Source organism: Limnohabitans sp. (genome assembly GCF_017848645.1).
Taxonomy (GTDB): domain Bacteria; phylum Pseudomonadota; class Gammaproteobacteria; order Burkholderiales; family Burkholderiaceae_C; genus Limnohabitans_A.
In genome coordinates, this window is record NZ_JAFEIF010000073.1 from 1 (window position 1) to 16,018 (window position 16,018).

The 16,018-nt window shown below is 61.9% G+C and carries 13 protein-coding genes and 2 tRNA genes; 3 read left to right on the top strand and 12 right to left on the bottom strand.

Translation table 11 applies throughout. The features are described 5' to 3' along the window. Both QZ190_RS15350 and pmbA read right to left on the bottom strand, forming a co-directional pair. The coding region (locus QZ190_RS15350) for a DMT family transporter (protein ID WP_291917979.1) at positions 1 to 859 on the bottom strand (859 nt) is incomplete at its 3' end. 13 nt (positions 860 to 872) lie between these two features. Further along, the gene (pmbA, locus tag QZ190_RS15355; protein WP_291917982.1) at positions 873 to 2,363 is read right to left on the bottom strand and encodes a metalloprotease PmbA; all 1,491 of its coding nucleotides are present in this window, start codon (positions 2,361 to 2,363) and stop codon (positions 873 to 875) included. A gap of 23 nt (positions 2,364 to 2,386) precedes the next feature. Between pmbA and yjgA the strand changes: the two genes are divergently transcribed. Continuing rightward, positions 2,387 to 3,046 (top strand): ribosome biogenesis factor YjgA, encoded by a 660-nt coding sequence (yjgA, locus tag QZ190_RS15360; protein WP_291917985.1) that lies wholly within the window; start codon positions 2,387 to 2,389, stop codon positions 3,044 to 3,046. After that, complete coding sequence (gene mog / locus QZ190_RS15365) at positions 3,039 to 3,647, top strand: molybdopterin adenylyltransferase (RefSeq protein WP_291917988.1); 609 nt, start codon at positions 3,039 to 3,041, stop codon at positions 3,645 to 3,647. The genes yjgA and mog overlap by 8 nt, the downstream gene beginning before the upstream one ends. 26 nt (positions 3,648 to 3,673) lie before the next feature. On the opposite strand, the gene ispF is transcribed toward mog, so the two are convergent. Further along, on the bottom strand, positions 3,674 to 4,156 hold the full coding sequence (gene ispF / locus QZ190_RS15370; RefSeq protein ID WP_291917992.1) for a 2-C-methyl-D-erythritol 2,4-cyclodiphosphate synthase: 483 nt from the start codon (positions 4,154 to 4,156) through the stop codon (positions 3,674 to 3,676). Then, positions 4,153 to 4,878, bottom strand: coding sequence for a 2-C-methyl-D-erythritol 4-phosphate cytidylyltransferase (gene ispD, locus QZ190_RS15375; protein WP_291917997.1), 726 nt, complete (start codon positions 4,876 to 4,878; stop codon positions 4,153 to 4,155). The genes ispF and ispD overlap by 4 nt, the downstream gene beginning before the upstream one ends. 157 nt (positions 4,879 to 5,035) lie before the next feature. Here ispD and mfd point away from each other — a divergent pair, with 157 nt between their 5' ends. Next, positions 5,036 to 8,527 carry a transcription-repair coupling factor gene (mfd, locus tag QZ190_RS15380; protein ID WP_291918000.1) on the top strand — a complete coding sequence of 1,164 codons (3,492 nt, stop codon included), beginning with the start codon at positions 5,036 to 5,038 and terminating at the stop codon, positions 8,525 to 8,527. A 117-nt stretch (positions 8,528 to 8,644) separates the two neighbouring features. Here mfd and QZ190_RS15385 read toward each other — a convergent pair. From QZ190_RS15385 to uvrC, 8 genes are all read right to left on the bottom strand, one after another. Then, positions 8,645 to 8,720: transfer RNA gene (locus tag QZ190_RS15385), tRNA-His, on the bottom strand. A 55-nt stretch (positions 8,721 to 8,775) separates the two neighbouring features. Further along, positions 8,776 to 10,692, bottom strand: a complete 1,917-nt coding sequence (locus QZ190_RS15390; protein WP_291918002.1) for a SurA N-terminal domain-containing protein — start codon at positions 10,690 to 10,692, stop codon at positions 8,776 to 8,778. 61 nt (positions 10,693 to 10,753) lie between these two features. Next, positions 10,754 to 10,829, bottom strand: a tRNA-Val gene (locus tag QZ190_RS15395). Between the two features lie 14 nt (positions 10,830 to 10,843). Next, positions 10,844 to 11,116 (bottom strand): HU family DNA-binding protein, encoded by a 273-nt coding sequence (locus QZ190_RS15400; protein ID WP_108363140.1) that lies wholly within the window; start codon positions 11,114 to 11,116, stop codon positions 10,844 to 10,846. Between the two features lie 227 nt (positions 11,117 to 11,343). Continuing rightward, entirely contained in the window at positions 11,344 to 12,429 is a 1,086-nt protein-coding gene (locus tag QZ190_RS15405) for a tartrate dehydrogenase (protein WP_291918006.1), read from the bottom strand. Positions 12,430 to 12,510: 81 nt separating this feature from the next. Beyond that, a complete protein-coding gene (locus tag QZ190_RS15410; RefSeq protein ID WP_291918009.1) occupies positions 12,511 to 13,419 on the bottom strand; it encodes a DMT family transporter in 909 nt (302 codons plus the stop codon). Further along, positions 13,416 to 13,985, bottom strand: a complete 570-nt coding sequence (gene pgsA / locus QZ190_RS15415) for a CDP-diacylglycerol--glycerol-3-phosphate 3-phosphatidyltransferase (RefSeq protein ID WP_291918011.1) — start codon at positions 13,983 to 13,985, stop codon at positions 13,416 to 13,418. The genes QZ190_RS15410 and pgsA overlap by 4 nt, the downstream gene beginning before the upstream one ends. Before the next feature lie 53 nt (positions 13,986 to 14,038). After that, positions 14,039 to 15,979 carry an excinuclease ABC subunit UvrC gene (gene uvrC / locus QZ190_RS15420; protein WP_291918014.1) on the bottom strand — a complete coding sequence of 647 codons (1,941 nt, stop codon included), beginning with the start codon at positions 15,977 to 15,979 and terminating at the stop codon, positions 14,039 to 14,041. Positions 15,980 to 16,018 lie beyond the last annotated feature (39 nt).

The following is a 16,018-nucleotide window of genomic DNA, read 5'->3' on the forward strand; positions in this document are numbered from 1 at the left end:
CCGCCATCACCGCCCCACCCCAGGCCCCCCAGGCCGGGTGGCGGCGGTAGACCACCCACAGCAGCGGCAAAAGCAAGATGGGGGTGAGCGACGAGAAAATCCCCACCAAATTGGCCTGACCGGTTTTCAGCGCCTGGGACACCAGGGTCATGCCCAAAGCCATCGCCACCACCGCACTGGCGGCCGTGTTGAACAAGGTTTTGAGGTTCAATGGGTTTTGCACGCGTGCCACTTTGACGCCCGCCCACAGCAGGGCCAAGTGCGCCAAAAAACTGGCCGATGTGCGAACGGCAGACGCTGACACCGCGTCCACCCCCGCCACCATCAAAGGCTTGATCATCAAGGTGGCCGCGGAATGGCTGGCAGCTGCCAGCAGCCCCAGCAAAACGCCCGTCATCAAAGAGCCTCGCGTGTTTTCCCAAGCGTGGGTTTCGCTCTCGCGGCGGCCCCACACAATGGCCACCATCACACCCGAAACCAGCAAACTGCCGCCCACCAAAGTCCAGCCCCAAAGGGTTTCACCCAGAAACAGCCAGGCCAGCAAGGTGGAAAAGATGGCGTGTGTGGCAAACAGCACACCGCTGCGCCGCGGCCCCAGCCGGTTCATGCAGGCAAACAGCGCGGTGTCGCCGATGAAGATGCCAATGAAGCCCGACAGGGCCAGCAGGGCCACATTCGAGCTGTCCAGGCTGCGCCATTGCCCAGTGAACAAGGCCAGCGCCCACAGCAAGGTCAGCGCGAAAAACAAGCGCCAGCGGGTGAAGGCAAAGGCCCCCATCTGGCTGGAAGCCGCCGCCGAGAACAAACTGCCCACCGCCCACGACAAGGCGGCCAGCGCCGCCAAAAGTTCAGCCTGCACAGCGCAGCCGGCCTTAACTGCCCGCCAACTTCATGCGGTTGACCAAAATGGAGCCGGTCGTTTTGGCCCCCATGTTGTAGGTGTCAGCGCCCACAGCCTCGATGCCCATGAGCATGTCCTTGAGGTTGCCTGCGATGGTGATCTCGTGCACCGGGTAGGCGATCTGGCCGTTCTCCACCCAAAAGCCGCTGGCGCCGCGTGAATAGTCGCCCGTGACGTAGTTCACACCCTGGCCCATCAGCTCGATCACGAACAAGCCCGTGCCCAGCTTTTGCAGCATGGCGTCCAGGTCGTCGGTGGACTGCGTCAAGCGCGAAGTCAGTGTCAGGTTGTGCGAACCGCCCGAGTTGCCGGTGGTCTTCATGCCCAGTTTGCGGGCCGAATAACTGGAGAGGAAGTAGCCCTCCACGCGCCCGCCTTTGACCACCTTGCGGCGCACCGAGCGCACACCTTCGTCGTCAAACGGCGAGCTGCCCTTGCCGCGCAGCAGGTGCGGGTCTTCTTCGATGTCGATGTGCTTGGGGAAGACTTTCTTGCCCAGCGAGTCGAGCAAGAAGCTGCTCTTGCGGTACAGCGCCCCGCCGCTCACGGCCTGCACAAAACCGCCCAGCAAACCAGCCGCCACCGGCGACTCAAACAGCACCGGGCACTCGGTCGTGGCGATTTTGCGGGCCCCCAGGCGCGACAAGGCGCGTTCTGCAGCGTAGCGGCCTACCACTTCGGGCGAGGCCATCTCATCGGCCGAGCGCATGGAGGTGTACCAAGCGTCGCGCTGCATTTCGGCGTTGCGGCCTGGCAGCTTGGCAATTGGGGCCACCGAAATGCTGTGGCGCGAGCTGGCATAACCGCCGCGAAAGCCGTGTGTGTGGGCGCTGAAAAAATGGCTTTGCTGGGCCGACACGGCCGCACCATCGCTGTTGGTGATGCGGCGGCTGGTTTTGAGCGCAGCGGCCTCGCACTGCAAAGCCAGCTTGGCGGCTTCTTCGCTGTTGATGGCCCAGGGGTGGAACAAATCCAGATCGCGGTGGTTCGTTTCGATGTCGGCTTCGTCGGGCAGCCCGGCGGTCGGGTCTTCGGCGGTGAAGCGGGCGATGTCATAGGCCGCTTGCACCGTGCGCTCGATCGCTGCCTTGGAAAAGTCCGACGTGCTGGCGTTGCCCCGGCGGTGGTCCACATACACGGTCACGCCCAGCGACTTGTCGCGGTTGCGCTCCACGTTTTCCAGCTCGCCCTTGCGCACGCTGACCGACAGGCCGCAACCTTCGGACGCTTCGGCCCCCGCGTTGGTGGCGCCCAGCTTTTTGGCGTGGTGCAAGGCGATGTCGACCAGCTCTTCAAAATGGTCACGCGAGTAGCTGAAGCCGTCGTGGGCATGCGCATGGGAGGCGGTGGCGGGGGTGTTTTTTTTCACGGAACTTTTCACGGAAGTGTTCTCAAAAAAAATGGCGGGCGCTGGGCCCGCAGTGGCCGCTATGATACTTGCCACCCAGCCCCTGCGCTGCATCTGAAAAAGAGTTCCCCCCAGTCATGTCCCGTAAACCCACAAAAGGCTATTTCGTCCGTGGTCAATTTGTTGCCGAAGGCAGCGAACTCGACCTGGAGTTCAAGCGCGAACTCAAATTCGGACTGGAAGGCCCCAGCCGCACCGAACTCAAACGCGAAAGCACCGAACTGCAAGTGCTGGGCACCCAACTGTTGACCCTGCGCCGCGACCTGATGGAGGGCCTGGCCCTGCCTGACAAACTGGTCGACGGCCTGGCCGAAGCCAAGCGCATCACCAACTTCGAAGGCAAGCGCCGCCAGATGCAGTTCATCGGCAAGCAAATGCGCCTGCTCAGCCCCGAAACCCTGCAAGCCGTGCGCGAAGCCCTCGACATCCAGCGTCTGGGCAGCGCCAAAGACACCCAGGCCCTGCACCTGGCCGAGGCCTGGCGTGACCGCCTGATCGCCGACGATGCCGCTGTGGGCGAATGGATCGAACACCACCCGCAAACCGACATCCAGCAGCTGCGTGCCCTGGTGCGCCAGGCCCGCAAGGACGCCGTGCCGGTGACCAATACCGCCGTGTCGCAAGGTTTGGCCCCACGCCAAGGCCGCGCTTACCGCGAGCTGTTCAAGCTGGTGCGCAGCGTGCTGACAGGCGGCCAGAGCGATGAGACCCCCGAAGAGGAAGCCGAAGATGAGTGAACCCAACGCCACGATCCCTTTTGACCCCGTCAAGATCGGCATCGTGTCCATCAGCGACCGCGCCAGCACGGGCGTGTACGAAGACAAAGGCCTGCCCGCGCTGCAAGACTGGTTGACCCGTGCGCTGCACAACCCCATCACTTTCGAGCCGCGCCTGATCCCCGACGAAAAAGACCGCATCAGCGCCACCTTGATCGAGTTGGTCGATGCCGGTTGCAGCCTGGTGCTGACCACCGGCGGCACCGGCCCTGCCCTGCGCGACGTGACCCCCGAGGCCACGCTGGCCGTGGCCGACAAGGAAATGCCCGGCTTTGGCGAGCAGATGCGCCAGATCAGCCTGAAATTTGTACCCACAGCCATCTTGTCGCGCCAAGTCGCCGTCATTCGGGGCCAGAGCCTGATCATCAACCTGCCCGGACAACCCAAATCGATTGCCGAAACACTCGAAGGCCTGAAAGACGCCGATGGCAAAGCCGTGGTGCACGGCATTTTTGCGGCCGTGCCCTACTGCGTGGATTTGATTGGCGGGCCCTACATGGAAACCCGAGACGAGGTCTGCAAAGCGTTTCGGCCCAAAACCGCGATCCGCACTGCCCGTTGAACGCGGGCCCGTGGCCCGCAAAGCCATCAAGAAGGCTTGTGCAGCAAGGCCACGGCACGCGCCTCGATGCTTTGGCCCATGCCCACAGGCCCCAGCTTTTCCGCCGTCTTGGCCTTCACATTCACCTGATCCAGCGCCACGCCCAGCGCCTGGGCCACGCCCGCGTTGATGGCCGCCATGTGCGGGGCCAGTTTGGGGGCTTGGGCCACGATGGTGCTGTCCACATTCACCAGTTCCCAGCCATTACCCCGCACGCGGCGCATGGCTTCTTGCAACAAAACGGACGAGTTGGCGCCCTTGAACTGCGCATCCGTGTCCGGAAAGTGCCGCCCAATGTCGCCCAGGCCCGCTGCGCCCAACACCGCATCGGTGATGGCATGCAGCAGCACATCCGCGTCTGAATGGCCCAACAGGCCTGCGCTGTGCGCGATCTCCACCCCGCCCAAAATCAGCTTGCGCCCGGGCACCAGGGCGTGCACGTCCCAGCCTTCGCCGATGCGGATGTTCATGTTCTGCCTTTCAAAACCGCTTCGGCAAACGCGAAGTCGGCCGGGTAAGTGACTTTCAAATTCTGGGCCGAGCCGGGCACCAGACGCGGTGACAAGCCCAGGCGCTCCATGGCGCTGGCCTCGTCGGTGATGCCCGCAAAACCTGTGGCCGCTGCGTCTTTCAAAGCGGCATGCAAAGCCCCCAGGCGGAACATTTGCGGGGTTTGCGCCAACCATTTGTCTTCGCGCGGCACGGTGCTGGCCACGCGGGCCGTGCCGCCGTCCAGCGTGTGTGACTTCAAGGTGTCGGGCAGCGGCAAGGCCAACAAGCCACCCACCGGGTCATCACGGCAGGCTTCGACCAAGTCCGACACCGCCTCGGGCGTGATCAGGCAACGCGCTGCGTCGTGCACCAGCACCCAATCATCGGCCGCCACACCCGCGTGCAACATGGCGCTCAGGCCATTGAACACGCTCTCGGCGCGGGTTGCGCCACCACAAGCCTCACGCCTGAAATGCGCAGGCCACGCGTCTTGGGGCCAAGCAAAACTGTCGCCCGGCGACAGGATCACCCAGCCGCTGGCCAGTTGCGGCACGCGCGCGAGCGCCTGAAGGGTGTGCATGACCATGGCTTGGCCCGCAACGGTTTGGTACTGCTTGGGTTGCGCCGTGCCTGCGCGGCTGCCCGTGCCGGCGCAGGGCACCAGGGCATGGAAACGGGGGGTTTCTGGGGTGATCGGCATGGGTTTGGATTGTAGGTGGGCTATCAAGGACATCGCCCTGCGACAAGCCCTTGGCCATTTTGCCCTTCTACAATCGAAGCGTCTGACAACCTCCTCACCCCCCTCCTTCTTGGCGGGGGGTGTTTTGCTTTTTTACTCGCCTTTGCCCCTCTCCACCATGCAACTGCCCAGCCTGATCACCGGCAAACGATTCACCCTGCCCCGCCCCGCCGGATCGGCCGATGCCGTGCTGCTGGCCCAACTGGCGCAGCGCGAAAAGAAAGCGGGCAAGCTCACCGCCATCGTCACGGCTGATGCGGCCGATGCCCAGCGCCTGATGGACGAGCTGGTGTTTTTTGCGCCCGATCTGCGTTGCGTGATGTTCCCCGACTGGGAAACCCTGCCCTACGACACGTTTTCGCCGCACCAGGACTTGATCAGCGAGCGCTTGGCCACGCTTTGGCGCATCAAGCAGCGCAACCATGCCGAAAGCGCGGACGTGGTGCTGGTGCCCGCCACCACGGCGCTGTACCGGCTGGCGCCGCCCTCCTTTTTGGCGGGTTACACCTTCGAATTCAAGGTCAAGCAAAAGCTCGACGAAGCCCAACTCAAGGCCCAGCTCACGCTGGCGGGTTACTCGCATGTGAGCCAGGTGGTCAGCCCCGGCGAATACGCGGTGCGCGGCGGCTTGATCGATTTGTTCCCCATGGGCTCGCTGGTGCCTTACCGGGTGGATTTGTTTGATGACGAAATCGACAGTATCCGGACCTTCGACCCCGACAGCCAGCGCAGCCTGTACCCCGTGCCCGAGGTGCGCCTGCTGCCCGGTCGCGAGTTCCCCATGGACGAGGCGGCCCGTGCGCGGTTCCGAAGCCGCTGGCGCGAACTGCTGGAGGGCGATCCGACCAAAAGCCGCATTTACAAAGACATGGGCAACGGCGTGGCCACCGCGGGCATCGAGTACTACCTGCCGCTGTTTTTTGAAGAAACCGCCACGGTGTTTGACTACCTGGGCGCAGGCCAGGCCGATGCCGCCACCGTGGTACTGCACGGCGATCTGGAGCCCGCCTTTCAGCGCTTTTGGCAAGACACCCGCGACCGCTACCGTTTGGTGCAGGGCGACCCCGAACGGCCCGTGCTGCCGCCCGATGCCCTGTTTTTGAGCGCCGAGCAGTTCTACACACTGACCAACGGCCACGCGCAACTGGCTTTGCGCACCGGCACCAGCGATGTGGCCGACAACACCCTGGCCCAAGCACTGCCCGAGCTGACGGTGGTGCGCGGTGCCGAAGACCCGCTGGCCAGGTTGCAAGCCCACATCCGCAGCAGTGCGAGCCGCGTGCTGATCCTGGCTGAGAGCGATGGCCGCCGCGAAAGCTTGCTCGACTTCGTGCGCTCCAGTGGCCTCACGCCGCCTGTGTTCGACAGCCTGCAAGAGTTTTTGACCAGCGACGAAAAAATCGGCATGGCCACCGCTGCACTGGTCAGCGGCTTCCATTGGTTCGAGCACAACATCGACCTGGTCACCGAAACCGAACTCTTCGCGGCAGGGGCGGTCACCCGCCGCCGCAAAAAGCAAGAACAGGTCAGCGATGTGGAAGCGCTGATCAAAGACCTGAGCGAGCTGAATGTGGGCGACCCGGTGGTGCACAGCCAACACGGGATTGGCCGCTACCGGGGCCTGGTCAACATGGACATGGGCCAGAAAAACGAAGACGGCACGCCCGCCCTGCAAGAGTTTTTGCACCTGGAATACGCAGGCGACGCCACGCTCTATGTGCCCGTGAGCCAGCTGCAACTGATTGGCCGCTATACAGGCGTCAGCGCCGACGAAGCGCCACTGCACAAGCTGGGCTCTGGCCAATGGGAAAAGGCCAAACGCCGCGCCGCCGAGCAGGTGCGCGACGCCGCCGCCGAGTTGCTCAACATCTACGCCCGCCGCGCCGCACGCGAGGGCCACCCTTTCCGCTACAGCCCGCAGGACTACGAAACCTTTGCCAACGACTTTGGCTTTGAAGAAACCGCCGACCAAAAGGCCGCCATCCACTGCGTGATTCAAGACATGATCAGCCCCCGCCCCATGGACCGCTTGGTGTGTGGCGATGTCGGCTTTGGCAAGACCGAGGTCGCGCTGCGGGCCGCTTTTGTGGCCGTCACAGGCGGCAAACAAGTCGCCCTGCTGGCCCCCACCACGCTGCTGGCCGAGCAGCACTACCAAACGCTCAAAGACCGCTTTGCCAAATGGCCCGTCAAGGTGGCCGAAGTCTCGCGCTTCAGGTCGGGCAAAGAAGTCACCGCCGCCCTCAAAGGCATTGCCGACGGCACGGTGGACATCGTGGTCGGCACGCACAAGCTGCTGAGCGAATCGACCAAGTTCCACGACTTGGGCTTGCTCATCATTGACGAAGAACACCGCTTTGGCGTACGCCACAAAGAGGCCATGAAAGCCCTGCGGGCCGAAGTCGACGTGCTCACACTCACCGCCACCCCCATCCCCCGCACCATGGGCATGGCTTTGGAAGGTCTGCGCGATTTGAGCGTGATTGCCACTGCGCCGCAACGCCGCTTGGCCATCAAGACCTTTGTGCGCAACGAAGGCACGGGCGTGATCCGCGAGGCGGTGCTGCGTGAACTCAAGCGCGGCGGCCAGTGCTACTTTTTGCACAACGAGGTCGAGACCATCGAGAACCGCAAGCAAAAGCTCGAAGAAATCCTGCCCGAAGCCCGCATCGCCGTGGCCCACGGCCAAATGCCCGAGCGCGAGCTGGAGCGCGTCATGCGCGACTTTGTGGCCCAGCGCTACAACATCTTGCTGTGCTCAACCATCATCGAGACCGGCATCGACGTGCCCACGGCCAACACCATCGTGATCTCTCGCGCTGACAAGTTCGGCCTGGCCCAGCTGCACCAGCTGCGTGGCCGCGTGGGCCGCTCGCACCACCAAGCCTATGCGTATTTGATGGTGCCCGAGATCGAAGGCCTGACCAAACAGGCGGCCCAGCGGCTCGACGCGATCCAGCAGATGGAAGAACTGGGCAGCGGCTTTTACTTGGCCATGCACGACCTGGAGATCCGCGGCGCGGGCGAAGTGCTGGGCGAAAACCAGAGCGGCAACATGCTCGAAGTGGGTTTTCAGCTCTACAACGAAATGCTGTCCGAAGCGGTGCGCAGCCTCAAAGCAGGCAAAGAGCCGGACTTGCTCAACCCGCTCACCGCCACCACCGACATCAACCTGCACGCCCCCGCCCTGCTGCCCAACGACTACTGCGGCGACGTGCACCTGCGCCTGAGCTTTTACAAAAAGCTGGCCACCGCCAAAACCAGCGACCAAATCGACGCCCTGCTCGAAGAACTGGTGGACCGCTTTGGCAAGCTGCCCCCGCAAGCGCAAACCCTGGTGGACGTGCACCGCCTGCGCGTGCTGACCCAGCCCTATGGCGTCATCAAGGTCGACGCGGCCCCGGGCGTCATTCAGATCACCTTCAAACCCAACCCACCCGTGGACCCCATGGCCATCATTGGTTTGATCCAGAAAAACAAACACATCAAGCTGGCGGGCAACGACAAAATTCGCATCGAACGCGAACTGCCCGACCCCAAGGCAAGGGCGCAGATGGTGCGGGATGTGCTACGGAGTTTGGGAACGCCCAAGGTGGAAATGGCGGCTTAAAGCCAAGGCTGCCGCTGGCTGGTCACCCCAACAGCGGCCCACTTGCTCAAACAGCCCCCAAAGTGACGCCACAAAGCAAAAAGCCCAGCCGGTTAAGGCTGGGCTTTTTTGTGATTTTGGGGTGGCTGATGGGGCTCGAACCCACGACAACAGGAATCACAATCCTGGACTCTACCAACTGAGCTACAGCCACCGCGAAGCCAAAATTATAACCCGAACTTCAGGTCAAATACCGGCCCTGACGAGAATTATGAAGCCGTCTTGGCTTTGGGTTTGGTGACCAGGATTTCCACCTTGAACTTGGACCGCAGGTGGGCCAGGTAGGCACCCGCTTCTGCATTGCCCAACAAGCGGCCAAATTGTTCGCGGCTTTGCGCTTGCTGCTGTGCGTTGGGCTCTTCACGTGCCACCACTTTGTTCACCCGCACCACGGCGTAGCCTTGCGCGCCCAGGTCCACACCCACCAGCGCAGGCATGGCCGACGGGTCTGCGCGAAGGGCGACATCGACCAAGGCCTGGGGCTGGCCCTGAGCTTGATCACGCGAGACCACCATGGCGTTGCCCACTTGGGCTTGGGCAGGCTGGGCTTTCCATTCATTCATGCGGGCCTGGCCTTCGGCCTTGGCCAAGGCTTGGGCTTGCTGCAGCAAGAATTGGGTGCGCACCGCCTCTTTGACATCGGCAAAGGGGCGCACTGCTGCCGCGCGGTAATTGACGATGCGTGCAGAGACCAGGGTGTTGTTGCCCAACTCAATGGCGGCCGTGTTGCGGCGCTTGCTGATCGACTCTTCGGCGAACAAGGCTTCCAGCATTTTGGGGTTGGCCATCACGCCAGACGTTGCGGGCGTGGGGGTGCGGCTCAGGCCTTGCGCTTGCTGGATGCTCAGCTTGAGCTTGTCGGCCACGGGCTTGAAGGTGTCGGCCTGCTCGTACACGCTGTTGCTGAAGGTCTCGGCAAATTCCGCAAACTGACGCTTGGCTTGTTGCTCACGCAAGTCGGCTTCGAGCTGCGGCCGCATGGCGTCCAGGCTGGGCGCAGCTGGGGCCTTGATGTCGGTCAGCTGGATGATGTGAAAGCCGAACTCAGACTCCACCACCGCGCTGATGTCCCCTTTTTTCAGGGCAAATGCGGCATCTTCAAATGATTTGACCATGGCCCCTTTGGCAAAGAAATCCAGGTCACCACCATTGGCGGCCGAGCCCGGGTCGTCCGAGTTTTTGCGAGCCAATTCGGCAAAAGCTTTGGGGTCTTTGCGCACATCGGCGAGCAAGGCTTCGGCTTTGGCGCGGGCTTTTTCTCGGTCTGCTGCAGGCGCATCCTTGGCCGCATTGATCAGAATGTGGCGGGCCCGGCGCTGCTCTTGGCCGGACAGTCGCTGCAGGTTTTGCTCGTAATAGGTTTTCACGTCCTGCTCGGGCAACTGGATGTTTTTGGCCAAAGAGGCCGCATCAAGCACCAGGTATTCCACGTCGGCCGATTCTGGCGAGCGAAAACGCTCGGACTGTGCCTGGTAGAACTTTTCCAGATCGGCATCTGTGACCTGGACCTTGGCCGCAAAGGCAGCTGGGTCAAAGCGCTGGATCTGGATTTCGCGGCGCTGCAAAAAGGCCTGTAAAGCGGTATCAGTTTGGCGCTGCGAAGCCACAGCAGAGGCCTGCAGGCTCGCCAGGACCTGTTGATTGGACAGGTCGCGGCGCACACGGGCTTCGAGCATTTCAGGCGTCATGCCCTGGCTGGCGGCCAATTGGCGGTAACGCTCCATGTCCAGCTTGCCGTCGGGGCCGCGCAGACCGGCGATCGAGGGGTCTTGCTGCAAGTAATTGGCCAGGCGTTGGTCACTGGTCACCAGCAACTGCTTTTCAGCCGCCACCGCGATCAAACGGTCGTTGACCATGCGCTCAAGGCTCGCGTAGCGGGCCTCCTCCGAGCCCAGCAGCTTGGCGTCCAGGTTGGGCGCAGAAGCTCGGATGCGATCCACTTCTTGTTGGTGCATCGCATCCCACTCTTGCTGGGTGATTTTCAAATCGCCGACTTTGGCGACCACGGCACCGCGATCGCTCATGTTGCTGTAACCGTCCACGCCGAACAATACAAACGAGGGAATGATCAGCAAAACCAGCAAGCCCATCAGGATCTTGGAATTGTTGCGGATGGTGTCAAACATGTCGGAAGTCTCGGTTTGTCAATAAAAAAGGCGAACCTGGGGTTCGCCTTTGTTTGAGAGGTGGTGGGCGCTGACGGTCTCGAACCGCCGACCTACTCCGTGTAAAGGAGCCGCTCTACCAACTGAGCTAAGCGCCCTCTCACATGTGCTTTCAGTTCAAAGCGTCTTTCAGACCCTTGCCTGGACGGAACTTTGGCACATTGGCTTTCTTGATTTTAATCGCAGCGCCCGTGCGGGGGTTGCGGCCTGTGCGGGCAGCACGCTTGCCCACGGCAAATGTACCAAAACCCACCAGGGAAACCGTGCCACCTTTTTTCAAGGTGGTGCGCACCGCGCCAATGGTGGCTTCGAGGGCGCGGCCTGCTGCTGCTTTGGACAGGTCAGCGTGCTTGGCAATGTGTTCGATCAATTCTGTTTTGTTCACAAAAAACCCCTGGGTGTTAGTGCCGGAAGGACCGACGATTGGTCTGAGATCGGAATCAACAGCGTGGACGTGTTGATGAAATTGATTCAGGCATTAATGCCTGAAGTGATTAAAACCAGACCTTGTGGGTCTGTCAATCGCATTCAGGCTTGGCCCGATTGGCGTTGGATTCTAGCCTTGAAAGTAGTACTTCCAAAGAGGTGGGCGAGTTTTTTTAATGGCTCGGCTCAAAGCGCCTGCGCAATCGCCCGACCCACATCTGCCGTAGAGGCTTTACCGCCCAAATCGGGGGTGCGCGGCGCATCGGCGCCCGCGGCCAAAACCTTTTCAATGGCACCCAAGACCGCATCGTGCGCGTCCTTGTGGCCCAGAAATTCGAGCATCATGGCACCGCACCAAATCTGGCCAATCGGGTTGGCAATGCCTTTGCCCGCAATGTCCGGCGCCGAGCCGTGCACGGGCTCAAAGAGTGACGGGAACTTGCGGTCCGGGTTGAGGTTGGCGCTGGGCGCAATGCCGATGGTGCCCGTGCAGGCCGGACCCAGATCGCTCAGGATGTCGCCAAACAAATTGCTGGCCACCACCACATCAAAAAAGTCGGGGCGCTGCACAAAGTGGGCCGTGAGGATGTCGATGTGGAACTTGTCCACGTTGATCCCCGGGTAGGCCTTGGCCATTTCGGCCACGCGCTCATCCCAATACGGCATGGTGATGGCGATGCCGTTGGACTTGGTCGCGCTGGTCAGGTGCTTTTTAGGACGGGTTTGGGCCAACTCAAAGGCAAACTTGAGGACGCGGTCCACCCCAATACGGGTCATGATGGACTCTTGCATCACGATCTCGCGCTCTGTGCCGGGGAACATGCGACCGCCGACGCTGGAGTACTCGCCCTCGGTGTTTTCACGCACGATGTACATGTCGATCTCACCGGGCTGACGCGCACTCCCGTCGCGGCGCACCACAGGCGCGATGATGCCGGGCATCAAGCGCGCTGGGCGCAGGTTGATGTACTGGTCAAACTCACGGCGGAACAACAGCAGCGAGCCCCACAGCGAGACGTGGTCGGCGATTTTGTCGGGCCAACCCACGGCACCGAAATACAAAGCGTCGTGGCCACCGATCTGGTCTTTCCAGTTGTCCGGCAGCATCTGGCCGTGCTTTTCAAAGTAATCCCAGCTGGAAAAGTCGAAGTGGTCAAAGTGCAGATCGATGCCGAATTTGCGGGCTGCGGCGTCCATCACGCGCAGGCCTTCGGGCATGACTTCTTTGCCAATGCCATCTCCGGCAATGACAGCGATGCGGTGCTTGCTCATAGGGCGTACTTTCTGAATCTGGAAAAAAATGGACGGAACTTGAAAAAACGAGAGCTTAGCAACAAAGCCAGGGGGTCGATTTCACCTGCGTGACGGTCGCACCACCCAACTCACCCCCCAAGCCGTCAAGGCGGTGCCCAAAAGGGTGACCCATGTGATGGTTTCGCCAAACAACACCCAAGCCATCACGGCCGTGGTGGGCGGCACCAGGTACATGAGGCTGGTGACCGAGGCAGCGGCCCCGCGCTGTATCAACATGTAGAGCAGCGAACTGCCACCCACGGTCAAACCCAGCACCGACCAAGCCATGGCCCCCGCCAACTCACCATTCCAGCGCATGGCTTCGGTTTCCATCAGGGCAAAAGGCAAGGTGACCACCAATGCGGCCAGCAACTGCACCGTGTTGGCCGAGCGCACATCACAGGCTTGGACAAAGCGCTTTTGGTAAAGCGTGCCCACGGTGATGCTGAGCAAAGCGGCCAAGGCAAAAGCCATGTTGGCCGGCGTGACGTGGTCGAGGGGCGTGCCCAGCGTCAACTTGCGCCACACCACCATGAGCAACCCCACAAAACCCAGCAACAGGCCCAGCCATTGACGGCGCGAGACGCCGGGCTGATCGCTGCCGCGCAAGCTGTAGGCCAACCAAATGGCCGTCAAAACCGGCTGAAACCCCACGATCAAGGACGACAAGCCCGAGCCCATACCGGCCTTGACCGCCACCCACACGCCGCCCAGATAACCCGCGTGCATCAAGATGCCCGTCAGCGACAAATGCAGCCATTGCGCGCGGCCTTGGGGCCAAGCCACCTTGGCCCACGCAATCCAGGCCAAAAAACAAGCGATGGACAAGGCGTAGCGCAACGCCAAAAAAGACAAGGGAGGGGCATGGGGCATGCCATAGCGGGCGACGATGAAGCCGGTGCTCCAGATCAACACGAACACGGCAGGGATCGCCCTCAACCAGGCGTCAGACGAACGGCCCCCGCTCATTTCACGCGGGCTCGGATCTCAGGCAAGGCCTTTTGCATGTAGTACACCATGGACCAAACCGTCAAAACGGCGGCCACGACGATCAGCACTGCGCCCCAAACTCGGGTGTCGATCACACCGAACAAGGTGCCGTTGTAGAGCAAGAAGGGAATCGCCAACATTTGCACCGTGGTCTTGAGCTTGCCCACCATGTGCACCGCCACGCTTTTGCTGGCCCCGATCTGGGCCATCCACTCGCGCAGGGACGAGATGGCGATCTCACGGCCAATGATGATGAGCGCCACCAGCACATTCACCCGGTCCATCTGCACGAGCATCAACAAGGCGGCGCAGACCAAAAACTTGTCGGCCACCGGGTCCAGAAAGGCCCCGAAGGCCGAGGTTTGGTTGAGCTTGCGGGCCAGAAAACCGTCCAGCCAATCGGTGAAGGCAAACAACACAAACAGCACCGTCGCGATCAAGTTTTTCGTCTCGATCGTCAAACTGTCGAGGTAGTACACGCCAATGATCAAAGGGATCGCGACAATGCGCGTCCAGGTCATGATGGTGGGAATAGTGAAAAACATAGCGATCATTGTGGCACGCCCAGCCAACAGCCTGATGACAGGCGGCGGCGGGCTCAGTGCAAAGCGTTGTAAATGGTCTCAGCCAGCTCCCGCGAGATGCCCTCCACGCCCAGCAAGTCCTCCACGCTGGCGCTTTCCACACCCCGCACACCGCCAAAGCGCTGAAGCAGTTTGGCGCGTTTGCGCGGCCCGATGCCTGGTATTTCTTCGATCTTGCTGCCGCCCATGCGCACTTTGGCCCGCTGGGCCCGCATGCCGGTGATGGCAAAGCGGTGCGCCTCGTCGCGGATTTGCGCCACCAGCATGAGTGCTGCCGAGTCCTTGCCCAGATAGACCTTCTCGCGGCCATCGGCAAACACCAGCTCTTCCAGGCCCACCTTGCGGCCCTCGCCTTTTTCCACGCCGACGATGCGCGACAGGTCCAGCCCCAAATCGGTGAACACCTCACGCGCCATGCTCACCTGGCCTTTGCCGCCGTCAATCAGCACCAAGTCCGGCAGGCGGGCCGTGCCCTCGCCCGATCGCAAGGCTTCCGCCAGCTTGCCGTAGCGGCGCATCAGCACCTGGCGCATGGCCGCGTAATCGTCGCCCGGGGTGATGCCCTCGATGTTGTAGCGGCGGTAGTCGCTGCTTTGCAGCTTGTGCTGGCGAAACACCACACAAGACGCCTGCGTGTTCTCGCCCGCCGTGTGCGAGATGTCGAAACACTCGATGTGCAGCTGGTCCAAATCGTCTGGGGCCAAGTCCAGCGCCTCGGCCAGCGCCCGGGTGCGGGCCTGCTGGGAGCCTTCTTCGGCCAGCAAGCGGGCCAGTTGCAGCTCGGCGTTTTTCTCGGCCATCTCCAGCCACACGCGGCGGTGCTCGCGCGGATTCGTCACGGTGCTGATCTTCACGCCCGACTGCGCCGACAAAGCCGCGATCAATGATTTGTCGACCGCCGCACTCAAGATCAGCAGCGGCGGCACGGGCACGCCGATGTAGTGCTGCGCCAAAAAGGCTTCGAGCACCTGCACCTCTATCGGGCGCTGGATGACAACTTCCCCTTCGCCCTCCTCCAGACCCAGCAAGTCCTGCGCGTCCTGCACATGCACCGGGAAATAAGGCCGGTCGCCCAAATGCCGCCCGCCGCGCACCATGGCCAGGTTCACACAGGCGCGGCCGCCATGCACTTTGGCCACCAAAATGTCGGCGTCGGTGTCCACCGCTGTGTCCACCGACTGCTGGTGCAAGACCCGCGACAGCGCCGTCAGCTGGTTGCGCACCTCGGCCGCCAACTCGAATTCGAGCTTGTCGGCATGCTGCATCATCCGCGCTTCCATCTCGCGCATCAGCGCCTGGGTCTCGCCACGCAAAAACTGCTCGGCATGCTGCACATCGGCTTTGTAGTCCTCGGGGCTGATCAGGTTCACACACGGCCCCGAGCAACGCTTGATCTGAAACAGCAGGCAAGGCCGGGTGCGGTTGGCAAACACCGTGTCCTCGCAGGTGCGCAGCCTGAACACCTTCTGGATCAGCTGAATCGACTCCTTGACCGCCCAGGCACTGGGGAACGGCCCGAAGTAACGGTGCTTCTTTTCCACTGCGCCCCGGTAATAGGCCACACGCGGGTAATGCTGCGCCTCGGGCGTCTTGACCAGCGCGGGCAGCGCCACGCGGCCATTGCCCGTGAGCTTGAGGTAGGGGTAACTCTTGTCGTCCCGAAACAGGATGTTGAAGCGCGGGTGCAGCGTCTTGATGAGGTTGTTTTCCAGCAGCAGCGCCTCGGCCTCGGAGCGCACCACGGTGGTTTCCATGCGCGTGATCTTGCTGACCATGTGGCCAATGCGGGTGCCGCCGTGGTCCTTCTGGAAATAACTCGACACCCGGCGCTTGAGGTTCAGCGCCTTGCCCACATACAGCAGCTGCTCCTGCGCATCAAAGTAGCGGTAAACCCCCGGCAAGGCGGGCAGTGCGGCAACTTGCGCGAGCAGGGCTTCATCATGGGTGTTCGACATGGCGGCTATTGTCTGTGAAAAGATGTGTGTGAAATCTCC

What these genes read in the sequence shown, in the direction of transcription:
- yjgA (WP_291917985.1), top strand. Translation starts at nt 2,387, where the DNA reads ATGTCCCGTAAACCCACAAAAGGCTATTTCGTCCGTGGTCAATTTGTT.
- QZ190_RS15405 (WP_291918006.1), bottom strand. Translation starts at nt 12,429, where the DNA reads ATGAGCAAGCACCGCATCGCTGTCATTGCCGGAGATGGCATTGGCAAA.
- pgsA (WP_291918011.1), bottom strand. Translation starts at nt 13,985, where the DNA reads ATGTTTTTCACTATTCCCACCATCATGACCTGGACGCGCATTGTCGCG.
- uvrC (WP_291918014.1), bottom strand. Translation starts at nt 15,979, where the DNA reads ATGTCGAACACCCATGATGAAGCCCTGCTCGCGCAAGTTGCCGCACTG.
- mog (WP_291917988.1), top strand. Translation starts at nt 3,039, where the DNA reads ATGAGTGAACCCAACGCCACGATCCCTTTTGACCCCGTCAAGATCGGC.
- pmbA (WP_291917982.1), bottom strand. Translation starts at nt 2,363, where the DNA reads ATGCAGCGCAGGGGCTGGGTGGCAAGTATCATAGCGGCCACTGCGGGC.
- ispD (WP_291917997.1), bottom strand. Translation starts at nt 4,878, where the DNA reads ATGCCGATCACCCCAGAAACCCCCCGTTTCCATGCCCTGGTGCCCTGC.
- ispF (WP_291917992.1), bottom strand. Translation starts at nt 4,156, where the DNA reads ATGAACATCCGCATCGGCGAAGGCTGGGACGTGCACGCCCTGGTGCCC.
- QZ190_RS15390 (WP_291918002.1), bottom strand. Translation starts at nt 10,692, where the DNA reads ATGTTTGACACCATCCGCAACAATTCCAAGATCCTGATGGGCTTGCTG.
- mfd (WP_291918000.1), top strand. Translation starts at nt 5,036, where the DNA reads ATGCAACTGCCCAGCCTGATCACCGGCAAACGATTCACCCTGCCCCGC.
- QZ190_RS15410 (WP_291918009.1), bottom strand. Translation starts at nt 13,419, where the DNA reads ATGAGCGGGGGCCGTTCGTCTGACGCCTGGTTGAGGGCGATCCCTGCC.